Origin of the sequence: Piscibacillus sp. B03, from assembly GCF_052246295.1 — a bacterium.
Taxonomy (GTDB): domain Bacteria; phylum Bacillota; class Bacilli; order Bacillales; family Alkalibacillaceae; genus Piscibacillus.
On sequence record NZ_JBQQCO010000001.1, the window covers coordinates 137,105 to 160,719 of the forward strand.

At 39.4% G+C, this 23,615-nt stretch carries 33 protein-coding genes and 1 pseudogene; 11 read left to right on the top strand and 23 right to left on the bottom strand.

All coding sequences use genetic code 11. The annotated features are described in order from the left end of the window. Positions 1-16: 16 nt before the first annotated feature. Positions 17-1,021: a hypothetical protein gene (locus ACTWQB_RS00715; protein WP_443137266.1), complete on the bottom strand. Its 1,005-nt coding sequence runs from the start codon at positions 1,019-1,021 to the stop codon at positions 17-19. A 31-nt stretch (positions 1,022-1,052) separates the two neighbouring features. Then, positions 1,053-2,048, bottom strand: coding sequence for an HNH endonuclease signature motif containing protein (locus tag ACTWQB_RS00720; protein ID WP_443137267.1), 996 nt, complete (start codon positions 2,046-2,048; stop codon positions 1,053-1,055). 183 nt (positions 2,049-2,231) lie between these two features. On the opposite strand from ACTWQB_RS00720, the gene ACTWQB_RS00725 reads away from it, so the two are divergent. From ACTWQB_RS00725 to ACTWQB_RS00750, 6 genes are read left to right on the top strand one after another with little or no spacing between them, the layout of a single operon-like run. Beyond that, positions 2,232-2,438 (top strand): hypothetical protein, encoded by a 207-nt coding sequence (locus ACTWQB_RS00725; protein WP_443137268.1) that lies wholly within the window; start codon positions 2,232-2,234, stop codon positions 2,436-2,438. Continuing rightward, positions 2,425-2,913 (top strand): hypothetical protein, encoded by a 489-nt coding sequence (locus ACTWQB_RS00730; RefSeq protein WP_443137269.1) that lies wholly within the window; start codon positions 2,425-2,427, stop codon positions 2,911-2,913. Before ACTWQB_RS00725 ends, ACTWQB_RS00730 begins: the two co-directional genes overlap by 14 nt. Before the next feature lie 23 nt (positions 2,914-2,936). Continuing rightward, the gene (locus tag ACTWQB_RS00735) at positions 2,937-3,287 is read left to right on the top strand and encodes a VOC family protein (RefSeq protein WP_443137270.1); all 351 of its coding nucleotides are present in this window, start codon (positions 2,937-2,939) and stop codon (positions 3,285-3,287) included. 14 nt (positions 3,288-3,301) lie between these two features. Then, positions 3,302-3,649 (top strand): DUF4260 domain-containing protein, encoded by a 348-nt coding sequence (locus tag ACTWQB_RS00740; RefSeq protein WP_443137271.1) that lies wholly within the window; start codon positions 3,302-3,304, stop codon positions 3,647-3,649. 10 nt (positions 3,650-3,659) lie between these two features. Continuing rightward, entirely contained in the window at positions 3,660-3,923 is a 264-nt protein-coding gene (locus ACTWQB_RS00745; RefSeq protein ID WP_443137272.1) for a hypothetical protein, read from the top strand. A 25-nt stretch (positions 3,924-3,948) separates the two neighbouring features. After that, positions 3,949-4,380, top strand: a complete 432-nt coding sequence (locus tag ACTWQB_RS00750; protein WP_443137273.1) for an NUDIX domain-containing protein — start codon at positions 3,949-3,951, stop codon at positions 4,378-4,380. Between the two features lie 37 nt (positions 4,381-4,417). On the opposite strand, the gene ACTWQB_RS00755 is transcribed toward ACTWQB_RS00750, so the two are convergent. The 11 genes from ACTWQB_RS00755 to ACTWQB_RS00805 all read right to left on the bottom strand — a co-directional run bounded on the left by ACTWQB_RS00755 (position 4,418) and on the right by ACTWQB_RS00805 (position 10,093). Continuing rightward, positions 4,418-4,699, bottom strand: a complete 282-nt coding sequence (locus ACTWQB_RS00755; RefSeq protein ID WP_443137274.1) for a hypothetical protein — start codon at positions 4,697-4,699, stop codon at positions 4,418-4,420. Positions 4,700-4,703: 4 nt separating this feature from the next. Continuing rightward, entirely contained in the window at positions 4,704-5,339 is a 636-nt protein-coding gene (locus tag ACTWQB_RS00760; protein WP_443137275.1) for an HAD family hydrolase, read from the bottom strand. A gap of 39 nt (positions 5,340-5,378) precedes the next feature. After that, a complete protein-coding gene (locus tag ACTWQB_RS00765; RefSeq protein ID WP_443137276.1) occupies positions 5,379-5,765 on the bottom strand; it encodes a VOC family protein in 387 nt (128 codons plus the stop codon). A 42-nt stretch (positions 5,766-5,807) separates the two neighbouring features. Next, positions 5,808-6,068, bottom strand: a complete 261-nt coding sequence (locus ACTWQB_RS00770; protein ID WP_443137277.1) for a hypothetical protein — start codon at positions 6,066-6,068, stop codon at positions 5,808-5,810. Positions 6,069-6,080: 12 nt separating this feature from the next. Beyond that, positions 6,081-6,485: an NUDIX hydrolase gene (locus ACTWQB_RS00775; protein ID WP_443137278.1), complete on the bottom strand. Its 405-nt coding sequence runs from the start codon at positions 6,483-6,485 to the stop codon at positions 6,081-6,083. 249 nt (positions 6,486-6,734) lie between these two features. Next, positions 6,735-7,127 (bottom strand): hypothetical protein, encoded by a 393-nt coding sequence (locus ACTWQB_RS00780; RefSeq protein ID WP_443137279.1) that lies wholly within the window; start codon positions 7,125-7,127, stop codon positions 6,735-6,737. 23 nt (positions 7,128-7,150) lie between these two features. Beyond that, the gene (locus tag ACTWQB_RS00785) at positions 7,151-7,336 is read right to left on the bottom strand and encodes a hypothetical protein (RefSeq protein ID WP_443137280.1); all 186 of its coding nucleotides are present in this window, start codon (positions 7,334-7,336) and stop codon (positions 7,151-7,153) included. A gap of 111 nt (positions 7,337-7,447) precedes the next feature. Beyond that, the gene (locus ACTWQB_RS00790) at positions 7,448-8,035 is read right to left on the bottom strand and encodes a GNAT family N-acetyltransferase (protein WP_443137281.1); all 588 of its coding nucleotides are present in this window, start codon (positions 8,033-8,035) and stop codon (positions 7,448-7,450) included. Further along, positions 8,035-8,394, bottom strand: a complete 360-nt coding sequence (locus tag ACTWQB_RS00795) for a VOC family protein (RefSeq protein WP_443137282.1) — start codon at positions 8,392-8,394, stop codon at positions 8,035-8,037. The genes ACTWQB_RS00790 and ACTWQB_RS00795 overlap by 1 nt, the downstream gene beginning before the upstream one ends. Positions 8,395-8,399: 5 nt before the next feature. Continuing rightward, positions 8,400-9,068, bottom strand: a complete 669-nt coding sequence (locus ACTWQB_RS00800; protein WP_443137283.1) for an HAD family hydrolase — start codon at positions 9,066-9,068, stop codon at positions 8,400-8,402. Between the two features lie 86 nt (positions 9,069-9,154). Beyond that, positions 9,155-10,093, bottom strand: a complete 939-nt coding sequence (locus ACTWQB_RS00805; RefSeq protein WP_443137284.1) for an ATP-grasp domain-containing protein — start codon at positions 10,091-10,093, stop codon at positions 9,155-9,157. Positions 10,094-10,333: 240 nt separating this feature from the next. Between ACTWQB_RS00805 and ACTWQB_RS00810 the strand changes: the two genes are divergently transcribed. The 5 genes and pseudogenes from ACTWQB_RS00810 (at position 10,334) to ACTWQB_RS00830 (ending at position 12,518) form a co-directional block, all read left to right on the top strand. Continuing rightward, positions 10,334-10,579, top strand: a complete 246-nt coding sequence (locus ACTWQB_RS00810) for an AbrB/MazE/SpoVT family DNA-binding domain-containing protein (RefSeq protein WP_443137285.1) — start codon at positions 10,334-10,336, stop codon at positions 10,577-10,579. Between the two features lie 48 nt (positions 10,580-10,627). Then, positions 10,628-10,978 carry a type II toxin-antitoxin system death-on-curing family toxin gene (locus ACTWQB_RS00815; RefSeq protein ID WP_443137436.1) on the top strand — a complete coding sequence of 117 codons (351 nt, stop codon included), beginning with the start codon at positions 10,628-10,630 and terminating at the stop codon, positions 10,976-10,978. A gap of 106 nt (positions 10,979-11,084) precedes the next feature. Then, a complete protein-coding gene (locus tag ACTWQB_RS00820) occupies positions 11,085-11,531 on the top strand; it encodes an ATP-binding cassette domain-containing protein (RefSeq protein WP_443137286.1) in 447 nt (148 codons plus the stop codon). A 165-nt stretch (positions 11,532-11,696) separates the two neighbouring features. After that, complete coding sequence (locus ACTWQB_RS00825) at positions 11,697-11,945, top strand: putative signal transducing protein (RefSeq protein ID WP_443137287.1); 249 nt, start codon at positions 11,697-11,699, stop codon at positions 11,943-11,945. Positions 11,946-11,959: 14 nt separating this feature from the next. Beyond that, positions 11,960-12,518: pseudogene (locus tag ACTWQB_RS00830) on the top strand (AAA family ATPase). Between the two features lie 38 nt (positions 12,519-12,556). Here the strand turns inward: ACTWQB_RS00830 and ACTWQB_RS00835 are convergent. The 10 genes from ACTWQB_RS00835 to ACTWQB_RS00880 form a co-directional block, all read right to left on the bottom strand. Beyond that, on the bottom strand, positions 12,557-13,327 hold the full coding sequence (locus ACTWQB_RS00835) for an ABC transporter ATP-binding protein (protein ID WP_443137437.1): 771 nt from the start codon (positions 13,325-13,327) through the stop codon (positions 12,557-12,559). A 16-nt stretch (positions 13,328-13,343) separates the two neighbouring features. Further along, entirely contained in the window at positions 13,344-14,336 is a 993-nt protein-coding gene (locus tag ACTWQB_RS00840) for an ABC transporter permease (RefSeq protein WP_443137288.1), read from the bottom strand. A gap of 59 nt (positions 14,337-14,395) precedes the next feature. Then, positions 14,396-15,385 (bottom strand): ABC transporter substrate-binding protein, encoded by a 990-nt coding sequence (locus ACTWQB_RS00845; RefSeq protein ID WP_443137289.1) that lies wholly within the window; start codon positions 15,383-15,385, stop codon positions 14,396-14,398. A 570-nt stretch (positions 15,386-15,955) separates the two neighbouring features. Further along, the gene (locus ACTWQB_RS00850) at positions 15,956-17,386 is read right to left on the bottom strand and encodes a dihydrolipoyl dehydrogenase family protein (RefSeq protein WP_443137290.1); all 1,431 of its coding nucleotides are present in this window, start codon (positions 17,384-17,386) and stop codon (positions 15,956-15,958) included. Continuing rightward, on the bottom strand, positions 17,387-18,589 hold the full coding sequence (locus ACTWQB_RS00855) for a dihydrolipoamide acetyltransferase family protein (protein WP_443137291.1): 1,203 nt from the start codon (positions 18,587-18,589) through the stop codon (positions 17,387-17,389). A gap of 15 nt (positions 18,590-18,604) precedes the next feature. Then, on the bottom strand, positions 18,605-19,624 hold the full coding sequence (locus ACTWQB_RS00860) for an alpha-ketoacid dehydrogenase subunit beta (RefSeq protein WP_443137292.1): 1,020 nt from the start codon (positions 19,622-19,624) through the stop codon (positions 18,605-18,607). Beyond that, positions 19,624-20,679 carry a pyruvate dehydrogenase (acetyl-transferring) E1 component subunit alpha gene (gene pdhA / locus ACTWQB_RS00865; RefSeq protein WP_443137293.1) on the bottom strand — a complete coding sequence of 352 codons (1,056 nt, stop codon included), beginning with the start codon at positions 20,677-20,679 and terminating at the stop codon, positions 19,624-19,626. The genes ACTWQB_RS00860 and pdhA overlap by 1 nt, the downstream gene beginning before the upstream one ends. Positions 20,680-20,691: 12 nt before the next feature. After that, positions 20,692-21,840: a Glu/Leu/Phe/Val family dehydrogenase gene (locus tag ACTWQB_RS00870; RefSeq protein WP_443137294.1), complete on the bottom strand. Its 1,149-nt coding sequence runs from the start codon at positions 21,838-21,840 to the stop codon at positions 20,692-20,694. Positions 21,841-21,891: 51 nt separating this feature from the next. Next, positions 21,892-22,287: a thioesterase family protein gene (locus tag ACTWQB_RS00875; RefSeq protein WP_443137295.1), complete on the bottom strand. Its 396-nt coding sequence runs from the start codon at positions 22,285-22,287 to the stop codon at positions 21,892-21,894. Between the two features lie 345 nt (positions 22,288-22,632). Beyond that, positions 22,633-23,604: an NAD(P)H-dependent flavin oxidoreductase gene (locus tag ACTWQB_RS00880; protein WP_443137296.1), complete on the bottom strand. Its 972-nt coding sequence runs from the start codon at positions 23,602-23,604 to the stop codon at positions 22,633-22,635. Positions 23,605-23,615 lie beyond the last annotated feature (11 nt).

A 23,615-nucleotide genomic window follows, 5' to 3' on the forward strand; every position in this document is an offset into this window, starting at 1 on the left:
AGCTTTTGGAGTCATATTATTTATTATTCAATAGTTCAATTCGTTTAATCCATGCGGAAAACCTATCACGGTTCCTATCAAACCATTGATTACATAATATTAGTTTTCTTTCTTTTATATAATAAGGTTTAGAGTAGTACCTAGAATATCCTTTGATTATTCTGCGATCATTGACTGATTCACCATTTTCAATTTCACGGAAAAATTCGTAGTTTATACCGAAAACGTCTTTAGAATACTTTAGATCTTTGAGATTATCAATCTCTTCATCCTTTAATAGACCTTGCATTATTAATTCATCTAGCTTACGCCTCACAAAGTTCCCTACTTTTTCCTCATTACCATCATTCATATTTTGCTCTAAGCTTATTTCATCATTTTGTCCAAATAAATTGTACAATTGCATACTTCTCATAAATAACTCTGATGTATCAGAAATTGAACTTTGGTGATCTAATACCTTATTAAAAATTTCTTCCTCAAAGTCATTGTTTATTATTAATGAGAATTCATAGGAAAGATTTAGTGTAGCAAAAAAATCATTTAATTCTTCTATACAAGGAATCAATAGCTGATAAGTTGCTTTATGAACCTTTGGTGATGCAAAGATGATATTAGCTTTACTTACATTAAAGAAACCATAGATAATCATAGCGCTTCTTACTAACTTCTTTAATACTCGAGCAACAGTCTTCTCCTTAGATCCATATTGTAATCCATTCTCATGAAAAGCAACATCTATTCCATATATATTTTCAATGCCATCTTTTATTTCAGTTCCTATAGCATCAAGTTCACCTTGTTGAATTAACTGTAAATAAGAGCTGTTTTTCTTAAACAAGTCCAAGTTATATTTTTCTGTAAAAATACGGTCTGTTTCTTTCATTATGTATTCTAATGCTTTCTCATTACCTAACTCCCATGAGTTAATTGATGGCTTCCAATTTAATTGCACTAGCTGACAGTTCTTTTCATGTCTTAACCATGAGAGCATTATAGACTCTCCAATATCTACCTTCATAACTAGACCCCCGTATTATTTATGAATAGGTTCACCCTCTATTAGGCACCCAAATCTCATCAAACCCATTTTTAATTGAATAATCATATAGCAAAATAATTTTTTTATCTTTGTAGTTTTGAAGCACTTCTTGTTGTGACTCTTGAACTTTGTTCTTTAGTTCTTCGTTACGATCTATGATTAAGCTTAAATAACCACGCTCAGGGAGCTTATCACGTTTTGTGTTATTACAACTTCTGCAAGAAAGGACTAAATTCCAAATTTGATCTGATTGTACAAAGGACCACGGTATGAAGTGGTCCACTTCAGTTTGACTATTCTCTTTGGATAAATCTTTTCCACAATAAAAACAACTTGATTCGAAGTAATGTAATAAGATTTCCTCAAACGGTTTAAGAGAACTCCTCTTCGCAACCGTTTCGACCTTACCCAATAAATAATTAATATTAGGTACTTCATTTAGTTCTTCAATCATCTTAGCCATATGGTAGTTTGTTAGGTTAACCAATAAAAGTTGATATCTCATCATAAATTGATGTACTGCTTGTTTCAATTTGAAATATTCTCTCTTGTGATCAAAGGCATAGAACTGACCATTTGTGTCACCATACAAAGCTCCAAAGACATTGGTTTTCATCGTAGACTTTATCTTGGAAACTAAACTCAATTGAAGATCTGCATTTAGCTTATCAAAACTAAACTCATTAGGTATTAAATGTTTCTTCTGAAATTCCAATATGTCGGTTACGGCTTTAGCATTCCTAGTTCCTCTGTTTTGCTTCACTAAATCATGTTGAACGACTAAATTCCAGTAAACTTTCGTAAATCCATAAGCCAACTGATCATAAGTTAGTTCATAGTCATCATTAATTTGATACAAGTTTTCGATAATTGATTTGATGAGAGCATACTTATAAGTAGATGATTTAGCAGACTTTGGTGAAAGTACAATGGTGAAAATCCTCCAAATCTCCTCATCTGTTAGGTATGATTCATTCAATTCTCCAACTTTTAATTTGTGGCTCATAGTATCACTCACATTTTCTATTTAAATTATTACCTGGTAACTTTTGTAGTAGATATTTCTTATTTTACCAACACTTTAACAATTATCAAAAAGTCTTCTCAAACATATAGTCTTTTCTCCCTAATACAGTTATACTAATATTTGGAATAGTTAGCAAATATTATTTCGAGGAGCGAAAGGGTTTTGAAATCATACATAGACCGATATTGGGTATGGATTTTGTTTGTTGTGATTGGAACTAACTTAGCTTTCTCGATTGTGTCTTATTTCCAAGAAGGTAAAGAAGACATTTCCTACCTAGTGTTCGCATTCATTGGGTTTTTAGGTCTTTTTTCTTTATTAATTATAGATTATAAGAAACGAAAGGAAGAGCGTGATGAACAAGGTTAAGAAAACAGTTTTGACCACATTATCCATCTTAATCTCCGCATGGATCATTTATGCTCAGCATAACGCCAGCGCTCAACCCCATGAAGCTGTACAGAAGGCTGCTGATCAAGAAGGAATCCAACTACATGAAACAGCTATTACACATCTTGAGGATGATTATGCGTATACATTGTATTACACAGAGGATTCGTATGGTTTTGCATTGTCTGAGAAGAAGATGTTTGGTTGGAAAGTAGTGAATTTCGTTGAAGGTTTACCAATTACCGAAGCACTAGCGAACAATGGTTATTCGTTTAGTAACGGCATCATGCATGGCATTGTGACATCATTTGTTTCGAGTGTTGAAGTTGGCAATCAAAGTTCGAATATGCAGTCGGTACCTGGGCATAGCTTACGTGTTTGGTATAACGTGAATGTGACACCAGAGGATGTTGAGAGGATTAAGTTCTTTGATCAAGATGGTGGGGAGTTTTAGCATATTCAGAAAGGATGATATGAATGAGTGAGAAAATGATTGAACGTATTGATGCCGTCTTCTTACCGGTTTCAAATCTAGAAGAAACATTAGCATGGTATCAAGAGGTTTTTGGATTTGAACAAGTTTGGCGTAATGAAAAAATGGTTGGACTATATATTGGAAACAACGTCGGTTTCCACTTAGTTCAAGTATCAGGTTGGGATCCTGATGATCGTTATACACCTATTAACTTCGCAGTTAAGGACGCCGACGATGTAAGACAACAATTAATCGATAAAGGAGTTAAAGTCTCCGAGTGGCGTCAAGGCCAACCCAAACGTTTTGATTTTTGGGATCATGCCGGAAATACAATAAGTCTAATAGAGTTATAATCGAGGTGAATTCATTGAACAAAACCCTATTACACCTAGAAGGGTTAATGGTATTCGTTGCTAGTTTGTACATCTACTATCAACTTGATTTTAGTTGGGTAATGTTTATTGTGTTACTGTTAGCACCTGATATTGGGATGCTTGGTTATTTAGTTAACCAGAAAATAGGATCAATCACTTATAACTTATTTCACACTTACCTTGCTCCAATCTTATTGATCGTGATTTCCCTCATATTTTCTTCATCTGTCATTCTAGCTCTTTCAATAATTTGGGTCGCACACATTGGGATGGATCGTGCAGTTGGGTACGGGCTTAAATCCCCTAATGGATTCAAGGATTCACACTTAACTAGAGTTTAGGAGTGTTTAAATGAAACGCTTTTTACTTAGAACATTCACATTCATTACCATTCTTATTCATTTAGTCATCTTTTATTTTTGGATTTTCGATTGGACGAAACTCGTTACGAATGTAGGGCTATCCGTCTGGGGTGGCTCTATTCTATTAGGTGCGATGTTGTATTACATTGGGCGTGGTAAAAGTAAGAGGTTTATTTTATTAACTACGCTTATGACGATTTTCCTAGCTACAATGGCATTATTTATAGAAATGATTACAACTTCGATGCCTTAGTTAAATACTTAAAGGAGAGATTTATATGTTTATAGTTAATGTGGAAGGAGCTATTATTTACAATGAAAAATGGCTTATAATACAAAGAAGCCAAAAAGAAGAGCACGCCGGGGGATTACTATCTCTGGTTGGCGGTAAGTGTGATTTAGAAGGAGAGTCCTACGACATACTAGAACGAACCTTACATAGAGAAATTAACGAAGAAATAGGAATTGATGTCGACATACTCAACTATGTAACTAACTCATCTTTCACTACTGATACTGGTCTTAACGTTGTAGATGTCGTTTTCTTATGCAGACATAAGTCCGGTGAACCATATGTAAAAAGCCCTGACGAAGTTGAGAGTATAAAGCAAATGACAACATCAGAGATCCTTTCTCATCGTAAGGCACCATATTATCTAAGGAGGAATCTTCAGCTAGCGGATCAATCACTTAATTCGAATAATAAATAATAGTGTTTAAATTTAAAAATATCGTAATCGTATTCCCTCACAGATAAAGCCATAGTATATAAGTTGCTCCAAACACATTTAATAGGGAAGCAAGCGCAAACAACGGTACATACTTCTCCTTTTTCATTTTAACCATCTCAATTGCTTGAACACCCATTAACAGACCTAGCGACCAATGCATGGCCACTTGAATTGGAGTTATAGCCATCTTGAAAAGTATTAAGAATATAAGGGATAGTGTTGCAAAAGCAATAGTTGAAATCGTTAGTATTATACGTGTAACCTTGAATGGGGAGATACTTTCACTAATTTCGAACATTAAATCACCTACTTAAGATTTTTAAAAAAAAATTCAAGAGCTCATCAAATTCTTTAATGACATAATCATATTCATCGACTTCTCCAAACCCATATGCTACATAAATAAATGGAATACCTGCGTATTTGGATGCTCTCAGATCTCCTTCTGTGTCCCCAACATAAACAGGATTCTTTAAACTATTTCTCTCAATAACCAACTTGATGTTTTCTCCTTTTGAAAGTCCAGTCCGACCCGGATTCTCATAATCTAAAAAATATCTATCTAGTTTATGGTACTTATAGAAAGCCTCAATATACCCTTCTTGACAGTTACTCACAATATATAACTTATATTGCTGCGATAGTGTGTCGAGTACGCTTTCCACATTTTCATATAACTGACCACCATGTTGTTCCAAATACAATGTTTCTAGATCACAACACTCTTTTAATCTCTTTTTTCTCTCGTTTTCACTTTTATACGGGAATAGAATTTTACCTATTTCTTCGATTTGAAGGCCCATTGTCCCTTTAAAATCATTTCTCGTTAAATCACCTTTCAATTGTTCATCTTGGTTAATTATTTTATTCCATGCAATTAAAACCGTATCGATGGAATTCCATAACGTGCCATCTAAATCAAAAATAATACTGTCCATATATAGCCTCCAATTACTCCAAATGATATGCTCAAAAAACTATTCAGGGGCAACGAGCTCAACCTTAATTCTATCAGGATCTTCGAAATAAACAGCGTAATAGTGCTCTCCACCAGCAAATGGATGTTTATCTGGATAGAGAATCCTTATCTCCTTTTCTAATAATTTATTGGTCATTTCATCCACTTGTTGTCGTGACTTTGCATGAAAGGTTAGATGATTAAGACCTACTCGACATCTATGGTACGAGGGGGCTTTAAATCGATCTTCCACCTTAACGAAAACGATATATGTTTCTCCTAGTTTCCAACTGTGACCTTGCTCCCATTTTTGGTAAGAGCTATATCCTAATTCCTCTAGAAACCAACCCCAAAAGTCAGTTGTCTGCTTTAAATTAGAAACGTAAATTTCTATGTGGTGTAGCAATAAGTAATCCCCCTTCTCTCTATATTTTATTTCCACTTAACCTTACTTAGTGGTTTTTTTGGCCCAAGGTACTTTATATGAGATCAAATATGCTAATGAGGCAGAAATGAACGCAATAAGCAGGGTTAATAGACTATGGTCATACCCTCTATTAATAACTGTTTCATTAGACAATGCTGCACTTGCCTCCCAGGCCTCTGATATATCAGGAGCATAAGTTAAAGTAAGAAACATTCCTGATATAACTTGAATGATTAAAAATAACAATAGAAAACTAATAGCAAATACAAAAAAACTTTTCATTTTTTATCCCCCCTAAAAGCTACGACTAATGAAGTCTCCTTGAAACTCTATTGCATCCCTCGCTCTAATTCGCTGTATTTCACCCAATTCATCAATTGGAAACCAATCATAATCAGAGTGTTCGTGACTAAGCTTGATTTCCTCGTCTTCAGGAAGTGAACAACGGAACATAGCAACTTGTGAGTTGTTAATACTATGATAATAAAAACCAGTTAAAGTCATAGATTGCACTTCTAAACCAAGTTCTTCACGACATTCACGATATAATGCCTCATGAATAGTTTCTCCTGGCTCAACACTACCTCCAGGAGTGCTCCAACCTTTATTTCCATAAGTACGTTTCATTAGGAGCATGTGACTTTCTGAGTTTAAGATCACGGCATGAGCCCCGAAACGATATGTATCATGGTATGCCATTTTAATCACTTCCTCTTTGTTCTCGCAAAAATTGTGTTAAGAATAAAGAAAAATCCTACCGAAGCCATAAAAAACATGATATTCGCTAAACTCGATGGATAATTTAGAAATCCGATCATCAACAGTAAAGCGAGTAATGCAATTTGATAAGGCAATTTAAACCTATTCATCATTATTCTACCTCTTCCCAAGCTATCTTCAGTTATGCAGGACATTTAAAATAGATGGAGTAACCATAATAAAGTTCCCTTATCGAGTGTCCCCTCGATTCTTTTGTTGAATAATGTAAAATCCCAATGCAACAAAAAGTGGAATCGATATTAGATGAATGCTTATATTTAAGATGGTGAGATTCGCCATCAAGGAATGTTCACCCCACTCTAATAATACTCGCCATGACAGCCCCAATACGTTTAACAAAAAGATTGTAAAAAATATAGTGACTAATGAAGTTTCACTATATAAACCATAAAAGATTACAGAAGATAATACATAAATGAATATGATTAATGCAATATACAAAAAGTCGTTTAAACTAGTAACCGGAAATGTTAAGCCCCCATACAAAATCAGCAGGGCATAATTAATAACTAAGAACATATTTCTTTTATCAGCAATTTGGTCTAATAATGATTGATTCATTTCATCACCCCTACAATCGTGGCTCACCATATATTTAAGTATTCAATAAAAGCGGTAAGCGTTAATAACAGAATTAATATAAGCATACTCACTATAACCCATGTGTAGTAATGCTTCTTCCCTATCGCAACCTTATAAATAAACATCATTAGAACAATAACTAAAGCCACTCCACCAACGATTGGTAAGAGTAATAACCAACTCGACATCGAATCTTCCTAACGTTGTTGCAACCTATTTCTGAACAATAATTTGTGCAAATCACTTTTAATTTCTAGTGTTTGATTCTGATCGACTACCTCAATAATAAGTTTCTAAGCTTAATTTAGCTCTTTCTCATAACAACGGCATTCATGCACCCTCTTAAACTTCGATTTAATATCATCAACCTGATCACCTGAGTAATGCGCAAAACCTTGTAATAATTTAAAGTTTGGAATTTTAGCAGTAGTTGCAGCTTCCGCTTCTTGACTACCACCTATAAAAACATGGTAGTAAGAACTAACCTGATTAAAACCTCTGCTCTTGTACCAGTTATTCACCCACTCATCGTCTCTAGTCCAAGCTTCAAGGTAATCAATTCCTCTGTTTCGACAGATTGATTCTCCTGCTTCTAATAGCTTAGTAGCAATTCCTTTTCGTTGATGGTCTGGGTGTGTGGCGATGTGCCAGATCATTCCGCCAATACCACCTACCCCGGTACAAACATCATTTTCTTTCTTTTCGTATTCAATATCTAGTAAACCCACAACCTCACCATTATTAATAGCAACCAACTCAATTGATGGGTTATTATAGATTTCTTTTTGATTTAAAACATTATCAAAATAAGCTGTATTTAAGAATGACAACACTCTACACCTTAACCAGCCCACCTCGTTGCTAGAGTTATATTCTCGGATTTCCATTATATTAGCTCCCCTATTTCAATCCGGTTTCCATCTGGGTCATTTAAAACAGCAATCGAGCCCCAATCGAACGTTAACTTTTTATCATTAAATTGAACACCACGTTTTTCTAACTCCTCAACAGTAGATTCTAATAATTCAACATCAAATCGAATTACCGTTGGGTTTTCATTTCTTAGTTTCTCTTGATTAGAACCTACGCCCCCTTTTTCAACCATTAAGTAACCTGTCGGAAGTTCAAATTTTACAAGTGTTTCTTTTTCCATTGAAACGTTTAACTGTAGTACGTCTCTATAAAATGAAATGCATTCATTGTAGTTTTCAACAAATAGGATTAAACCAAATTCATTAAACTGCATGTTGTTCACTCCTCATTTATCTCTTTAAGTATTGGTGGGAGCTCATTAAGCTGATTGATCACGTAATCTGCATCAACACCAATCCACTCATCACTTTGCTTCCAACAGCTCAACATCCCTATATGGCGTGCGGCTTGAATATCTTTTTCAGGATGATCACCGACATACATACTGTCATGTGGTTTCACATTTAATTCGTTGAGTGCTTTATAGAATATTTCTGGATTCGGCTTCTTAATCCCTTCTCGCTCCGAGATTAGGATGGTGTTAAAGTATCGTTCAATTCCGAGTGCTTTAATGTTATTCAGTTGAAACTGTTCTTTTCCGTTGGTGATGATTCCTAGTAGGTGGTTGGTGTTCACTAACTCATCTAACATGGTGGTTAAGTCTTCAAAAGGAATGCAGTGGCGCTGAAATTGAGTGATATAATCTTCAAGGAGATCTTCCCAGGTTAAGTTCGTAATGTTAAATTCATTCACTAAAACTTGATAGACTCGGTCCTTCCAGACATATCCTCGTTCATCTAGCTCTATGAATCTATTTATATATGTATCTTTTGAAATGTGGCCTAGCCATTGGTGATATAGATCATATTGGTCTTGAATAAAACTCTTAACCGACTGGTCTCGATTTAATAACGTGCCATCTAAGTCGAATAGAACTGCTTTTATCATTTATGTCCCCTTAATCATTCAATAATTTTCCAACTTCATTTTACCATAAAAAACACGTGAACTCTCCAAGAATTCACGTGCAGACTTTATTTAGTGTTGACTTTGTCTAACCTTGAAGCCAGCGCTTTGGCCAACTCTTTCATACCATGCATTTGGACTTTACTTTCGGCATCAGCATTATAGTTCGTATTGGTATTGATGTCGTACGTATACAACTCACCTTGTTCGTCGCGTATAAACTCAATCCCTGCAAAGTTAATACCTTGAGCTTTTAAAAACGTTTCATATTTTTCGATGATTGGGTCATCGAAATCATTCATAATCTTAAATTTTTCTCTCGTATTTTCCGTTGTGGTGCAGAACTGGTCATCAATCGTGCACGCATCAGCTGGGCACAATTCAAAACCTTCTGATGTATCCACTCGCACGGCGTATAAGAACTTACCGTCAATAAATTCGCACCTCGTGATGGTCGAATCAGGTGATTGAATGTACTGTTGAAGCAAGGTCACGCCATCGATTGGCTCTTCGAAGTCCGGCCCGTTGACGTACTCTTTTAACGCCTCAACACTATGGAATAGCTGAACGCCAAGTCCTTTCCCTGCACGATTATGTTTTGTTATAAACGGTTTTTCCATTTGTTCTGAGGCTTGAATTAAGCTTTCTTTTCCTACTGTAACGATGGTTTTAGGTGTTTTGATGCCATGTTGTTCTAAAGCTGTATACTGACGAGCTTTGTTTATTTCAAGGTCAAGTGCATGAGTACCATTTAATACAGTACGACCATGGCCCTCTAGCCAAGATAATACAGCCATCGTAAGCTCTGGCGCAAACCGGTGACCTCTTGTATGAGATGATGCACTCATTCGATTATAGAATACACCTTCTGGCGGTTCTTTCGTTAAATCCACATTCCCTTCATTGATAAACCAATCCTCGTACGGGACGTTCAGTTCATCTAATGCTTCAAGCAGTGGCTTCGTCCAATCATCATTTTCATGAATCACATATATTTTTTCACTCATGGTGCGCCTCCTCGATTTCTTTTAATTCCGATGTGATTACTAGTATATTAAATTATTACGCATTTTGAAAATGATTGAGCTTTTAAATTATGATTAAATATTTTAAACTATTCAGTTTATTACCTATTGAGTGAGTTTAATATCTATGTTAATATGTAATTACGTAATAACGTATGTATAAATTAAGCAAAACTGTCGATGCTAGTTTGAAGGCAGAACAATGAAATGAGTGTGATTAACTTGGCAAAGGAAAGTCGTAAGGTTGTTCAAACAGGCAACAGTTTAAGTGTTGGCTTACCCAAATCCATTGTCGAACAATTAAACATTAAACGTGGAGATGAATTTGAAATTGATGTAAAAGATGATCAAATCATTTTAAATAAAAAGCGTAAGTGGGAAGAAGAGTTTGACAGTGAAATAGTTGAAATGCTTGCTGAAACCTTTGAAGAGCACGAAGAAGTTTTTCGCCGATTAAAGGATCGATAAATGGGCATTTATTATTTAAGAGCCAAAGACGTTGCATTAATTCACTTTATGGTGATGAAAAGATACGGAGAAGGAGAGCAAGCAGGTATAAAAGACGATGGATTACTCGAATCAGCTATATATCGGCCACAACAAACACTGTTTGAAGAAGATGCATATCTAACGTTATTTGAAAAAGCATCCGTTTTATTCGAATCATTAGCGCGTAATCACTGCTTTCATAACGGCAACAAGAGAACCGCTTTAGCGTCACTTGATGTTTTTCTAAAGAAGAATGGGTACAGAATCATTAGAAATGATACTGTTAACGAGGAAATCACAGTACAAATGGCAGCAGGTGAATTAACCATTTCTGATATGACAGAATGGCTAAAAAACAACACTAAACCTTATAGTTAAAAAGACTACCATTTAACGGTAGTCTTTTTGTTTATCTCATGACAAATTTTGTGAATTTTATGATAATATGTAACACATAAATTCGTTTCTAGAAAGTTGGAGCATGGTGGGAGAAGACAAAGATGAGGACATTTCTGTGGATGAAATTGTGGCTGCTTGCCAAGCGGCACACATACACGATTTTATTATGACGTTACCAGATGGCTATCAAACCGTTATTGGGGAGCGTGGGATTACGTTATCTGGTGGACAACAGCAGAGAATCGCTCTAGCACGGGCGATTGTTCATCAACCAGACGTACTATTATTAGATGAGGCAACGTCTGCTTTAGACCTAGAAACTGAGCGAAAAGTTCAGAACGCCTTAGATGAGCGGATGAAAAACGGTATCATGATGGTCGTTGCCCACAGGTTATCCACAATCGAAAATGCTGATGTGATTTATGTACTGGATAACGGTAAAATCGTTGAGTATGGGTCGCACGTCGAGTTGATGAATGTTCGCGGCGTGTATGCTAAACTATATGAGCAGAATATTGATAGTGTTGGTTGAGTACCAATATGTTGATCAAGTGGATAAAGTTGTTGATAAATATAGAAAACTTGTTGGTATTTTATAAAAATATGTTGATAAAACGGTGAAACTTGTTGATAACATCGTATAACCTGTTGATAGTCTTAATAACTTGTTTATAACTAACACCAAAGGAGCGCCAATATGATTAAACTAGTGAAAAACCTTGTGGATCATGTGAAACATAATAGAATCGTGTTTACCACTGATAGTACCAAAGAGATTTCCTTCGTCAAAGCTAGATTACGAGAAGAAGGCATCTCTTGTCGTGTGGATGGGTCAAAGACACCTAGGATGACTAAAAATAAGGTTGAATTGTATATTAAGGTGAAAGATGAGAGTTATGATCGCGCGAAAGAATTGATTCGAGAGATGGATTTTAATAATTTATAAGGGTATGAGTAGATATGAAGTTTGTTTTGGTGTTTGGACCACAAGCCGTTGGGAAAATGACGATTGGTCAAGAGCTGTCAAAGTTGACTGGTTTAAAGCCTTTTCATAACCATATGACATAGAACTAGTGAATAATTTCTTTGATTATGGAACCTCAGAAGGTAGAAGACTCGTTAAATTGTTTCGTGAGGAGATTTTTAAAGAAGTGGCGAACAGCAAATTAGATGGATTAATTTTCACTTATGTTTGGGCATTTGATCTTGAAAGCGAATGGGATTATGTTAAAGAAGTCTCAGAGTTGTTTGAGTCAAAAGGCGCACTGTTTATTATGTGGAACTTGAGGCTGACTTAGAAAGTAGATTAGAGCGAAATAAGGGTTCAAACAGGCTGGAACATAAGCCATCCAAGAGAAATATTGAATGGTCAGAGAATAATTTACTCAAAACGTTGGAACAGCATAGATTGAACTCTCATGAGGGTGAGATTCCTTTTTCAAATTACCTTAGAATCGACAATACGAATTTAAGTGCTGTAGAAGTAGCTCAGATGATTAAGGACGAATTTAACCTATAAAAAACGCTTGGAAGGATTACACCTCCCAAGCGTTCTTTTTACCCCAACACAGCGCGATCGCTTTCTATTTGTTTGCCTCGGATGCGTTGGAATTCATCAAGTAAGTTTTTAATCGTCAGGTTCTGTTTTTCTTCCCCTTTGACATCAAAAATGATTTGGCCCTTATCCATCATGAACAAACGGTCGCCAAGGTCAAGCGCTTGTTGCATGTTATGAGTGACCATCATCGTCGTAAGGCCGAACTTCGCCACCACATCTTTCGTAATTTCTGTGATAAGCTCAGCACGTGATGGGTCTAAGGCTGCTGTATGTTCATCAAGCAAAAGAATATATGGTTCCGTGAACGTTGCCATAAGGAGCGATAATGCCTGACGCTCCCCGCCTGATAAGAATCCAACTTTGGCGTTCAGTCGGTCTTCAAGGCCTAAGTTAAGAGTTTCTAGGTACTCCCTGAAGTGGTCTTTTCGTTTTTTGCTAACGCCTGGGACGAGGCGACGTTTTTTATCCCTTGCGTAAGCCATGCCTAAATTTTCTTCAATTGTCATGGATGGTGCAGTTCCAGCCATGGGGTCTTGGAACACACGTCCAACCATTTTAGATCGCTTATACTCAGGCATATGCGTCACGTTTTGGTCGTTAATATAAACCTCGCCGACATCAGGTAGAAGGCTTCCTGACACCACGTTCATTAGTGTCGATTTCCCCGCTCCGTTACTGCCGATTACCGTGACGAATTCGCCTTTATTTAATTCTAAGTTAATCCGTTGCAAGGCTTTCTTTTCATCTGGCGTGTCTTCGTTAAACGTCATGGACACATCTTCTATTTTAAGCACTGGCTTCACGCTCCTTCTGTTGGACTAAGGCGTTGCGCTTGGCTAGTCGACGTTTCTTTTCTCGTTGTGCTTGTAAAATTTTTGGTGTGACAAGTGCCGCGATGACTAGAACTGCGGTAATGAGTTTAAGGTCACTAGATTCCAAGAAATCAACTCTTAATGCGAGTGTGACCACAATCCGATAAATCACTGCACCTAAGATCACCGCAAGCGTTACTCTGGCGATGGTCTTTTTGCCGAAAAGGGCTTCACCGATAATCACAGACGCAAGTCCGATCACAATCATCCCGATCCCCATGTTCAGGTTTGCGAAGCCGCCTAATTGACCAACCAAGGCTCCGGATAATGCAACTAAAGCATTGGATAATCCGATTCCAACAATAATTAAGAAGTTGGTGTTTGCTGATAAACTACGAATCATCTTCTGGTTATCACCAGTTGCGCGAATCGCTAAGCCGACTTCTGTTTTCAAGAAATAATCAAGTGCAAATTTTATTGCGATAGTTAGGATGGTCATCACGATTAAAATCGACCAAGTCGTTGGGACACGGTCTGCACCAAAGAATTGAAGCATGCTGTTTAAGGCAGAGTCGATGCCTGTTCCTGCCCATAATGACTGGATTTGGCTGACTAAGGTTGATTCGTTTAATAATGAGACGGTTGGTTGTCCCATAAAGCGTAGATTGATAGAGTACAGTGCAATCATCATGAGGATTCCCGCTAACAGGGCATTAATTTTACCTTTTGTATGGAGAAGTCCTGTTATACAGCCTGCGATAAATCCAGCTAATGCTCCGATTAATGTTGCTAGAATTGGCGATGTACCGTTTACTATTAACATTGCTGATATGCCAGCACCAGTCACAAAGCTTCCATCTACGGTTAAATCCGGGAAATCTAGCACTCGGAAAGATAAGTAAACGCCTAGTGCCATAATGGCATAAATGACTCCTGATTCAATTGCACCAAATAATGCGATTAGCATGACATCCTCCTTTTCGGCCTATGTATATTAGTAAAGCAGGCCAGGGCCTGCTTTACCTTTTATTCTGCCGTCTCAACGAATTCTGCTTCATCATCCCAAGCGTCGTTCCATTCAACACCTTGTGCTTCAGCTGCTTCTTTGTTAATAAATAATTGAATTTCAGGTGGATACTCAGGTTTAATGTCGCTAGGTGATTTTTCACCTTTTAAGATTTCTGCAGCCATTTCACCTGTGCGGTAACCAATTGTATGGTAATCAATTCCGAATGTCGCAAAACCACCTTTGGCAAGTGAATCAGGTTCACCGACAATTAATGGAATGCTTTGGTCATTCGCAACACCGACTACACTGTCTAAAGCTTCAACAACTGTGTTATCTGTCACGATGTAAAATACTTCAATTTCACTGACTAATGATTGAGCTGCTTGTTGAACTTCTGCAGCATTCGCAACGTTACGTTCAACAAGAGTTAAGCTAGTGCCTTCAGCAGCCTCCTTCACATCATCAATTTGCGATACTGAGTTAGGCTCACCTGCGTTATAGATTAAGCCAACTGTCGCGCCTTCGAAGTGCTGGTCAATAAACTCGACAGTACTTCCAATCGCATCAGGGTGTAAGTCAGATACTCCAGTAATGTTTTCTCCCGCTTCATCCATAGACGGTACTAAGCCAGCATCAACCGGGTCCGTTACCGACGTATATACAATTGGAATCTCACTCGTCGCATTCAACGCCCCAAGTGCACTAGGCGTTGAGTTTGCAAAAATTAAATCTACATCATCCGCAACAAAACCATCTGAGATTGTTTTAACATTATTTTGGTCCCCTTGAGCACTGCTGAAATCATACTCTACATCTAATCCAGCATCTTCTAAAGCTTCCTGGAACCCTTCATACGCGCGGTCCAATGACGGGTGCTCAACAATTTGAGTCGCTCCAACTAAGAACGTCTCCCCATCACCTGAACCAGAACCGCCTTCCTCACCACATGCGGCAAGTAGCCCCATGCCAATGGCAGCCACTCCTAAAAACTTGAACATTTTTCTCATAAATGCTCCCCCTCATTTTTTAAAAATTAAAATGAATCCTCTGGCTCGTCACTCAAGATGTTTAATATAAGATGATTCTATATTCCTAGTGAAAACTCCTTTTATAAATTCTTATTATTCAAAAAATTTAACTTAAAAAATTTTGTATAGTTGGTGCTTTCGGGCGCACTATCGACAATTCTGCGCTCTCTATCAACAGTCGGGGCTTTCCTATCGAAAATTCTGACCGCTCTATCGACAGTCTGGGCTTCCTTATCGACAATTGAGTGCTCTCTATCGACAGTCGGAGCTTCCTTATCGACAATTCGGGGCTCCTTATCGACAATTGAGTGCTCTCTATCGACAGTCGGAGCTTCCTTATCGATAATTCGGGGCTCCCTATCGACAGTCAGAGCCTCCTTATCGACAATTGAGTGCTCTCTATCGACAGTCGGAGCTTCCCTATCGACAATTCAGAGCTCCCTATCGACAGTCATAGCTTTTCTATCGACAATTCAGGTCTCCCTATCGACAGTCAGAGATTCCTTATCAATAATTCGAGGCCTCCTATCGATTAATGATAACGACTCCCTAAGCCTTCACCTTCTGTCGTGGTGGGGCTTGGTGAATCGCTTGATTTGATATGGCTTCGACGGCTTCTAACAGTCCTTCGTTCATACTTGGGTGTGCATAGTTCGGGAAGGTTAGGTCCTCAACTTTGGCGGCCATTTCTAGTAATTGAACAAAGGTACTAGATAATTCTATGGCGCCAGCCCCGATCATATGAATGCCCAACATAATATCTGTATTTGGGTCGCTCAGAACTTTGACCAGACCTTCTTTTTGTCCAGAAAGCATGGCGTAGCCGTTTCCGCTTAATGAAAATTCCCCGACTTGGTAATCGACCGCTTCTTCCTTAGCTTCCGTTTCGGTCAAGCCAACTGACGCAACGGGTGGTGTTGTATGGATGATTTTTGGTAGAAACGTTAGGTCGACCTCTGGGTGTCCGCCTGCAATGGCTTCGGCAGCAACTTTTGCTTGTTTAATCGCTTTAATCGCAAGTGAGGGTCCATCTGCAGTCACATCCCCGACTGCGTAAATATTAGGGTTCGTTGTCTCGGCCAACTTATTAACGATCACATGACCACTTTCTGACTGCTCCACGCCAAAACGCGCTATCCCTAAATCTTTCACATTCGGCTGACGAACGCCACTGGTATATAAGTAGTCGGCTTCAATCGAGTGCTCTTTACCTTTTTCATCCACTAACTTCACTTGTACATCGAGTTCACCTTCGCTAACTGTTAAATCCGATGCGCCTTTAATGACTTTCACCTTTTTCTTCTTAAAAACGCGGAGTAATTCTTTTTCGATAGAAGGATCCAGACCAGTCGATTCTGGTAAAACCAACGTAACTTTGCTCCCAAATGTTGAGTAGCTTGAAGCGACTTCAAACGCTAGCTCGTCACTTCCGTAAACGACTAACCGTTCAGGTAAATCTCCTAAACGATAGAGTTCATCTGATAAAATGACTCGCTCTTTTAATTGAGATAATTCCCCCGGTAATATTGCGGTACTGCCCGTAGCGATAATCGCTTTCCTAAATTGATAGATATCAAATTGGTGGCCGTTTTCGACGCCGATTTTATTTTCGCTTGTAAAGGTTGCTTTGCCTTGTATGACTTCGACTTGATTGCCGCTACACAAGGCTTCAACCCCCTTTCGAAGTTGGCTCGTAATCTTATCTTTATAGTTTAATAGCTGACTTAAGTTCAATTGGGGTTCATCAATCTTAAAACCTAACTCCTCCATGTGAGGGAGCTCCGATTTTTTACGAGCAGAGTAAGCCCAAATCTTTGATGGGATGCAGCCTCGATTTAGGCAGATGCCCCCAAGCTGGTGTTCTTCGATTAAGGTTACGTTCAGTCCTAATTGTGCAGCGCGGATCGCGGCTGTGTAACCACCTGGTCCGCCCCCGATAATGACGAGGTCGCGTTCTTCAATCATTTCTCCGACTACCATTTATATCATCTCCAGCATAAGTTTACTCGGGTTTTCTATTAAACTCATAAAGCGATTTGTAAAGGCAACGGCTGTTGCGCCATCTGCCACTCGGTGGTCAAACGACATTGATACGTTCATCATTTGGCGAATGACGATCTCATCTTGGTCATTTACAACTGGACGCTTTTTCGTTTTATGAAACGCGATTAGTGCAGTCTCTGGGTAATTTATAATTGGTGTTGCTCCTGTGCTTCCAAGTGGGCCGACGTTACTCATCGTGAACGTACTACCTTTTAATTGTTTCGGCGCTAGCTTGCCTTCTTTCGCCTTTTGGTTCAGCTCTTTTATGTGATCATGTAGTTCATGAATCGATTTTTGATCCGCATCGTGCACGACTGGTACAATGAGCCCATCTTCCACATCAGTTGCAAGCCCGATATGATAGTCTTTTTTCAATTTAATGGTTTCGTTTTCTTCATCTAGTTCGGCGTTAAATACTGGGAAGTCTTTTAATGCGAAAACTAACGCTTTGACGAAAAAGGGCGGGACCGATACTGAGATGCCGTCAGCTTTTAACTCTTCACGAAGTTCCATTAAGCGTGTAAGATCAACTTCATCAAAGTGTGTGACATGTGGAATCGTATAGAGTGATTTCGTCATTTTAGTGGCGATTTGTTTACGGACGCCTCTAAATGGAATTTCATCAGGCTGCGTCTCTTTTACGGGTACCTTCGTCGTCTCCTCTACCACAGGTTCTTGGTCTTGATTCATAAATTGGTACACGTCTTCTTCTGTGACGCGCCCTGACGGATCGGATGCCGGAACCTGTTCGATATCGATGCCGTTCTCACGTGCAATTTTTCTTGTATAAGGTGTAGCTAGGACTCTATTAATGGTCGTCGTCATTCGTTTCCTCGTAAGTTCCTTTGTGGCAGTAGGTGATGGTGTCTCCTCTTGCACACTTTCTTCCTCCTGACTCGAACCGCCTTCACCTTCTATTAATAATAGAGTGGTCCCGACTTGAACCGTTTTACCTTCAGACACGACGATTTCTTTAATCGTTCCTTCCCCAGGTGATGGGAGTTCGGCCACCATTTTATCGGTTTGGACTTCAACTAAAGGCTGGTCGGTCTTAACCGTATCGCCTTCTTTGACGAGATAATGGACGATTTCGCCTTCCGTCATGCCTTCTCCGATATCGTGTAATTTTACTTCTAGCATTCTAGCATCCCCCCTTTAGAACTGGACTGCTTTCTCAATACTTTGTAAAACGCGCTTAGGCGTTGGCATGTAATGGTCTTCTAATGCAAAGAACGGAACTGGCACATCAAAACCTGTTACGCGCTCAATCGGTGCTCGCATATATAAGAACGATGTATCGTTAATGACAGATACGATGTCATTGCCCAAGCCACCTGTTGAGTGAGCTTCATGCACAATGACACAACGACCTGTTTTCTGTACAGATTCCGCAATGACGTCACGATCAAGTGGATACAATGTCTTTAGGTCTAACACCTCACACGTGATACCTTGTTGCTCAGCTTGTTTCGCTGCCTGCTTAGCAACTGGCACCATCGCACCCCAAGCTATGATCGTAATGTCATCGCCCTCTTGCAACTTTTCGCCTTTGCCAATTTCAACGGTATACTTGCCTTCAGGAACATCCTCACGATGAGCGCGATAGCTTCTCATCGGTTCCATAAAAATAACCGGGTCAGGGTCCTCAATTGCTGAAATTAAAAGCCCTTTAGCATCATAAGGCGTTGCTGGACAGACCACTTTCACCCCTGGCATGTGGGTAAACAGCGCCTCAACACTATCTGAGTGAACTTCTGGTGCGCGAATTCCAGCTCCATATGGGGCACGAATTACCATTGGCACGGAGAAATGACCCATCGTTTTCATGCGAATTCTCGACACATGCGTCATGATTTGATCGTAAGCCGGATAAATAAAGCCCATGAACTGCATTTCAGCAACTGGCTTAAACCCGTTAACGGCAAGGCCAACTGACGTCCCAACAATTCCAGACTCCGATAATGGCGTATCGACAACGCGGTCTTCACCGAACTTCTCTTGAAGGCCTTCTGTCGCGCGGAATACCCCTCCGTTTTTTCCGATATCTTCACCGAGCAAAATCGTGCGCTCGTCTTCTTCAAGCATCGTTTTGAGAGCATCATTAACGGCCTGAACCATCGTTAAAGATTGCGTTTGACTCGTTTGGGTTACTTTTTGCTCCATTTTGACATCCATTATGAATCCCTCCCTAGAAGTGCTAGATAGGATTGTTTCTGTTCTGATAATTGTTCAGGTGTGTTCGCGTACACATGATCAAACAAGTCTTCAGGATTTGGCTTCGAATACTGCTCCATTGCCTCGACTGCTGATTCCACTTCTTCTGTTAGCTCGCTCTTTAACTGTTCAACCCACGCCTCATCCCAGAAATCATTATTTTTCATAAAATGCTCTAATCGCTCAACTGGATTGACCACATCTTCGCCTTGACCGTCTGGGCGATACTTCGTTGGGTCATCCGCTGTCGTATGAGCACCCGTTCGCCAAGTGACCGCTTCAATTAGCGTTGGGCCGCCACCATTCCGAGCTCGCTCAACAGCTTTTTTCGTTTCAAAATAAACCGCAAATACATCATTACCATCGACACGAACACTTGGAATATCATAAGCTAACCCTTTTTGTGCAATGGTTTTCGAATTCATTTGTTTTTCAACCGGTACGGAAATCGCATATCGATTATTTTGGTTAAAAAAGATCGTTGGCGTTTGGAACACACTCGCGAAGTTGAGTCCCTCATGGAAATCACCTTCTGACGTTGCGCCATCGCCAAAGAAACAAAGTGCTACATGGTCTGTCCCTTTGCGTTTTTCTGCCCAAGCCGCTCCAACTGCATGTGGCACTTGTGTCGCGATTGGTACAGCAGCTGGGAAAATATTTTTCCCTTCAGGCGGTACACAACCTTCTGCACGGCCGTTCCAATATAAAAATGTGCGCACCATATCAGCACCAAACGTTAACGTTGCACCGTGGTCGCGGTAGGTTGGGAATACCCAGTCGTGATCGCCCAGTGCCATCACACTTCCAACCTGTGAGGCTTCTTGACCTTCAAACGGTGGGTACGTTCCAATTCGACCTTGTCGCTGAAGACTGATCGCTTTTCGGTCAAACAAACGAATGCGTAACATGTGTCGATAGGCTTGCTTCACCAGTTTTTCATCAATGTTTTCCACACTTTCATCTACTAAATTCCCCTGGTCATCCATTACCTTTATAATTGGAAATTGCTCTTCCATCATGTTCCCCCCTTAGCGTATGTTCCACTTCGGTTTATCTGATCGCGTAAAGAAGCTATTACGTTTCTCGCGCTTTGCCATCACGTTTTCACAATAATGGTTCGCCGCTTCAACCGTTGAGATATTGTGTGTTTTAGCTGTTTTATAAACTTCCATCATCGTGTTATAAATTTCTTTCGTCTTCATTAATACGCGTTCTTTGTTAGGTCCATAAAGTTCATCTGCGACTTGAATGAGGCCACCTGCATTAATAATGTAGTCCGGTGCGTATAAAATGCCGCGATCTGCCAATTCATGTCCATGCTTTTCTTCTAATAGCTGATTGTTAGCAGCACCTGCAATCGCTTTGAATTTAAATTGTTCAATCGTTGTTTCGTTAATGATTCCACCAAATGCGCACGGAATAAAAATATCCGCATCAACTGAATAGATGTCATTGGCCTCTACAACATGCAGTTCACCTGGCAAGCTACTCGCCTCTAACTGAAGTGCGTCGATATTATCAACATTAATATCTGATACATAAACCGTCGCGCCTTCTTCGAGTAGTCTTTTTCCGACTTTAAAACCAACTTTTCCAAGCCCTTGAATCGCATACGAAACAGCACTCAAGTCTTCGTGGTCAAACAACATATGACACGTCGCTTTTAACCCGTAGATGACACCTTGAGCGGTTGGAATCGACGAATCACCGCCACCACCATAAGCTTCAGGAATGCCTGCGATGTTTTTCGTTTCTTTATACGCATGAACAAAATCTTCTAACGTCGTGCCCATATCCGTTCCTGTGTAAAAACGGCCGTTCAGCGAGTCAACAAACTGGCCAAATGCACGGAAAAGCTCTGGCGATTTATCTGTCTTAGGATCACCAATAATGACGGATTTTCCTCCGCCAAAATCAAGGTCTGCCGCTGCACATTTGTAGCTCATACCTTTAGATAATCTAAGAACATCTTCTAATGCATCATCAAATGATGCATAAGGATGCATTCGACAACCACCAATGGCTGGACCAAGCTTAGTACTATGTATCGCAATAATGGCTTGGAGTCCTGTTGCCGGATCATTACAGAAAATCACTTGTTCATGCTCAGCCATCTTACTTAACAAATCGTAACTTTCATTTCGATCGTTCTTTGACGATGTTGTTAAAAAACTCATAACCACCCTCCTCAATCGGATTTCATTTTCCAGATAATTTTTCAGGATGACTTAACTTGTTTGTGGTAAGATTTTTTTATGAATGACTTCTTTCGATAAAATGACTTGTTTAACCACGCCTTTACCGATTAATTGTTGGTTATTGTAGGCTTCAACTGATGTGATGACTTGTGGGTGTTCATACTTGGTGAGTGTTGCTGTTAAAGTTACTTTTGAATTTGCTGGAGCTGCGTCGACATGTTTGACTTCAACCGCTGCTCCCATTCCTTCTTCATGTTCTTCTAAAAATGGTAAGATGATTTTTCGCGAGACCCATTCCATGTGATAAACCATGGCCACCGTCGAGTAAACGGGATGAACCACTTTACCTTCAAAGCTCGCAAACATATCATCGGTAACCTTAATTTCAATGGTTTCTTGTCTCCCAATATCCATTCCTTGTTTCATACGATCGCCTCTTTTTGAAAAGTTTTAGGCTTATTTATTAGCTAAGTTAAAGATTATTAAGGTTCGCTTTCGGTGGACGCTTTCCGCGGGCACGGCTTCAACTTCTCTGAACTCATATACATTCGTTCAGAGTGATTTTCAGCTCGTGCTGTTCCCGCCGGAGTCGCCACCTCCGCTCCTCTCTTAGAACAACGACTATTGCACCATTATCAGAACTAAGCTTTAACAAAGCCCGTTTATAGAAAATTAAAGCGCTTACATCATTCGACAAAATTTTTTATATAACGTTCTTATAACGTTATTTTATCATCGCGTTATAATGTGGTCAATTTGATTTTAGAATTTTCAGATACTATTTTCGGAATTAAAACTTAGTAACGATTGTGCTTGCGACATGCGAATCGTCGCTTCACTCATCATGCCATCTAATAGCTGTCGAACAGTCGGGACATCTTGAATTAATCCGCAAACTTGGCCGCTATTTAGAAATCCCTGGTCTAAATCCCCTTCCATAGCACCTTTGCAATGATGATCCTCGGATGTCATCTCCCTATATTCATCTTGTGTCATGCCTGCTTTTTCTAAAGTCGTCAACCTCTCCGCATAAGGTGTTTTCAAGATTCTTCTCACTTGCCCATATGAACGGCCAACAATCACTGTTCCTGTGCCGTTATCATCGAGTAGCTTTTGTTTATAATGAATGTGAAATGGCGCTTCTTGAGTCGCGATTAGTCGCGTTCCCATTTGTACACCACTTGCACCCAACATTAAACTCGCCGCTAGTCCTTTCCCGTCACCAATCCCACCAGCTGCTATAACTGGTACATTTACATTCCCTGCGATCTGTGGCACGAGCGTGAAAGTCGTTAGCTCTAGATTCGAATTGATCCCAGCCGCTTCGTATCCTTCAGCTACTAATATGTCTGCTCCAGCTTCCTCAGCCTTTTTAGCATGTTTCACCGACGCCACTAGCGTCATGACTTTGACTCCGTGTTCATGAAAAATTGGAATGTACGGAGCTGGGTTTCCTGCAGACAACGATACAACTGGAATGTCATGGTCTAAGATTAAGTTTATTAAATCTTTTACATATGGCGAGACACTTAGTGCTATGTTGATTGCAAATGGTTGGTCGGTTAATTTTTTCGTTTCTAAAATCTTCTGTTCTACCTCTTCAGGTGTCATCGTGCCACACCCAAGCGTACCGAGGCCCCCAGCGTTGGAGACAGCCGCCGTCAAAGGGGCATTGCTGATATTTCCCATGCCTCCTTGGACAATTGGATATTTTATATTAAGTAAGTCGCATACTGGGTTCATCTTTTGTCCTC

Coding starts and splice junctions, on each gene's coding strand:
- ACTWQB_RS00715 (WP_443137266.1), bottom strand. CDS start 1,021: ATGAAGGTAGATATTGGAGAGTCTATAATGCTCTCATGGTTAAGACAT.
- ACTWQB_RS00720 (WP_443137267.1), bottom strand. CDS start 2,048: ATGAGCCACAAATTAAAAGTTGGAGAATTGAATGAATCATACCTAACA.
- ACTWQB_RS00730 (WP_443137269.1), top strand. CDS start 2,425: ATGAACAAGGTTAAGAAAACAGTTTTGACCACATTATCCATCTTAATC.
- ACTWQB_RS00735 (WP_443137270.1), top strand. CDS start 2,937: ATGAGTGAGAAAATGATTGAACGTATTGATGCCGTCTTCTTACCGGTT.
- ACTWQB_RS00745 (WP_443137272.1), top strand. CDS start 3,660: ATGAAACGCTTTTTACTTAGAACATTCACATTCATTACCATTCTTATT.
- ACTWQB_RS00750 (WP_443137273.1), top strand. CDS start 3,949: ATGTTTATAGTTAATGTGGAAGGAGCTATTATTTACAATGAAAAATGG.
- ACTWQB_RS00755 (WP_443137274.1), bottom strand. CDS start 4,699: ATGTTCGAAATTAGTGAAAGTATCTCCCCATTCAAGGTTACACGTATA.
- ACTWQB_RS00760 (WP_443137275.1), bottom strand. CDS start 5,339: ATGGACAGTATTATTTTTGATTTAGATGGCACGTTATGGAATTCCATC.
- ACTWQB_RS00770 (WP_443137277.1), bottom strand. CDS start 6,068: ATGAAAAGTTTTTTTGTATTTGCTATTAGTTTTCTATTGTTATTTTTA.
- ACTWQB_RS00775 (WP_443137278.1), bottom strand. CDS start 6,485: ATGGCATACCATGATACATATCGTTTCGGGGCTCATGCCGTGATCTTA.
- ACTWQB_RS00780 (WP_443137279.1), bottom strand. CDS start 7,127: ATGAATCAATCATTATTAGACCAAATTGCTGATAAAAGAAATATGTTC.
- ACTWQB_RS00785 (WP_443137280.1), bottom strand. CDS start 7,336: ATGTCGAGTTGGTTATTACTCTTACCAATCGTTGGTGGAGTGGCTTTA.
- ACTWQB_RS00790 (WP_443137281.1), bottom strand. CDS start 8,035: ATGGAAATCCGAGAATATAACTCTAGCAACGAGGTGGGCTGGTTAAGG.
- ACTWQB_RS00795 (WP_443137282.1), bottom strand. CDS start 8,394: ATGCAGTTTAATGAATTTGGTTTAATCCTATTTGTTGAAAACTACAAT.
- ACTWQB_RS00800 (WP_443137283.1), bottom strand. CDS start 9,068: ATGATAAAAGCAGTTCTATTCGACTTAGATGGCACGTTATTAAATCGA.
- ACTWQB_RS00805 (WP_443137284.1), bottom strand. CDS start 10,093: ATGAGTGAAAAAATATATGTGATTCATGAAAATGATGATTGGACGAAG.
- ACTWQB_RS00815 (WP_443137436.1), top strand. CDS start 10,628: ATGGTGATGAAAAGATACGGAGAAGGAGAGCAAGCAGGTATAAAAGAC.
- ACTWQB_RS00825 (WP_443137287.1), top strand. CDS start 11,697: ATGATTAAACTAGTGAAAAACCTTGTGGATCATGTGAAACATAATAGA.
- ACTWQB_RS00835 (WP_443137437.1), bottom strand. CDS start 13,327: ATGACGTTTAACGAAGACACGCCAGATGAAAAGAAAGCCTTGCAACGG.
- ACTWQB_RS00840 (WP_443137288.1), bottom strand. CDS start 14,336: ATGCTAATCGCATTATTTGGTGCAATTGAATCAGGAGTCATTTATGCC.
- ACTWQB_RS00845 (WP_443137289.1), bottom strand. CDS start 15,385: ATGAGAAAAATGTTCAAGTTTTTAGGAGTGGCTGCCATTGGCATGGGG.
- ACTWQB_RS00850 (WP_443137290.1), bottom strand. CDS start 17,386: ATGGTAGTCGGAGAAATGATTGAAGAACGCGACCTCGTCATTATCGGG.
- ACTWQB_RS00855 (WP_443137291.1), bottom strand. CDS start 18,589: ATGCTAGAAGTAAAATTACACGATATCGGAGAAGGCATGACGGAAGGC.
- ACTWQB_RS00860 (WP_443137292.1), bottom strand. CDS start 19,624: ATGGATGTCAAAATGGAGCAAAAAGTAACCCAAACGAGTCAAACGCAA.
- pdhA (WP_443137293.1), bottom strand. CDS start 20,679: ATGGAAGAGCAATTTCCAATTATAAAGGTAATGGATGACCAGGGGAAT.
- ACTWQB_RS00870 (WP_443137294.1), bottom strand. CDS start 21,840: ATGAGTTTTTTAACAACATCGTCAAAGAACGATCGAAATGAAAGTTAC.
- ACTWQB_RS00875 (WP_443137295.1), bottom strand. CDS start 22,287: ATGAAACAAGGAATGGATATTGGGAGACAAGAAACCATTGAAATTAAG.
- ACTWQB_RS00880 (WP_443137296.1), bottom strand. CDS start 23,604: ATGAACCCAGTATGCGACTTACTTAATATAAAATATCCAATTGTCCAA.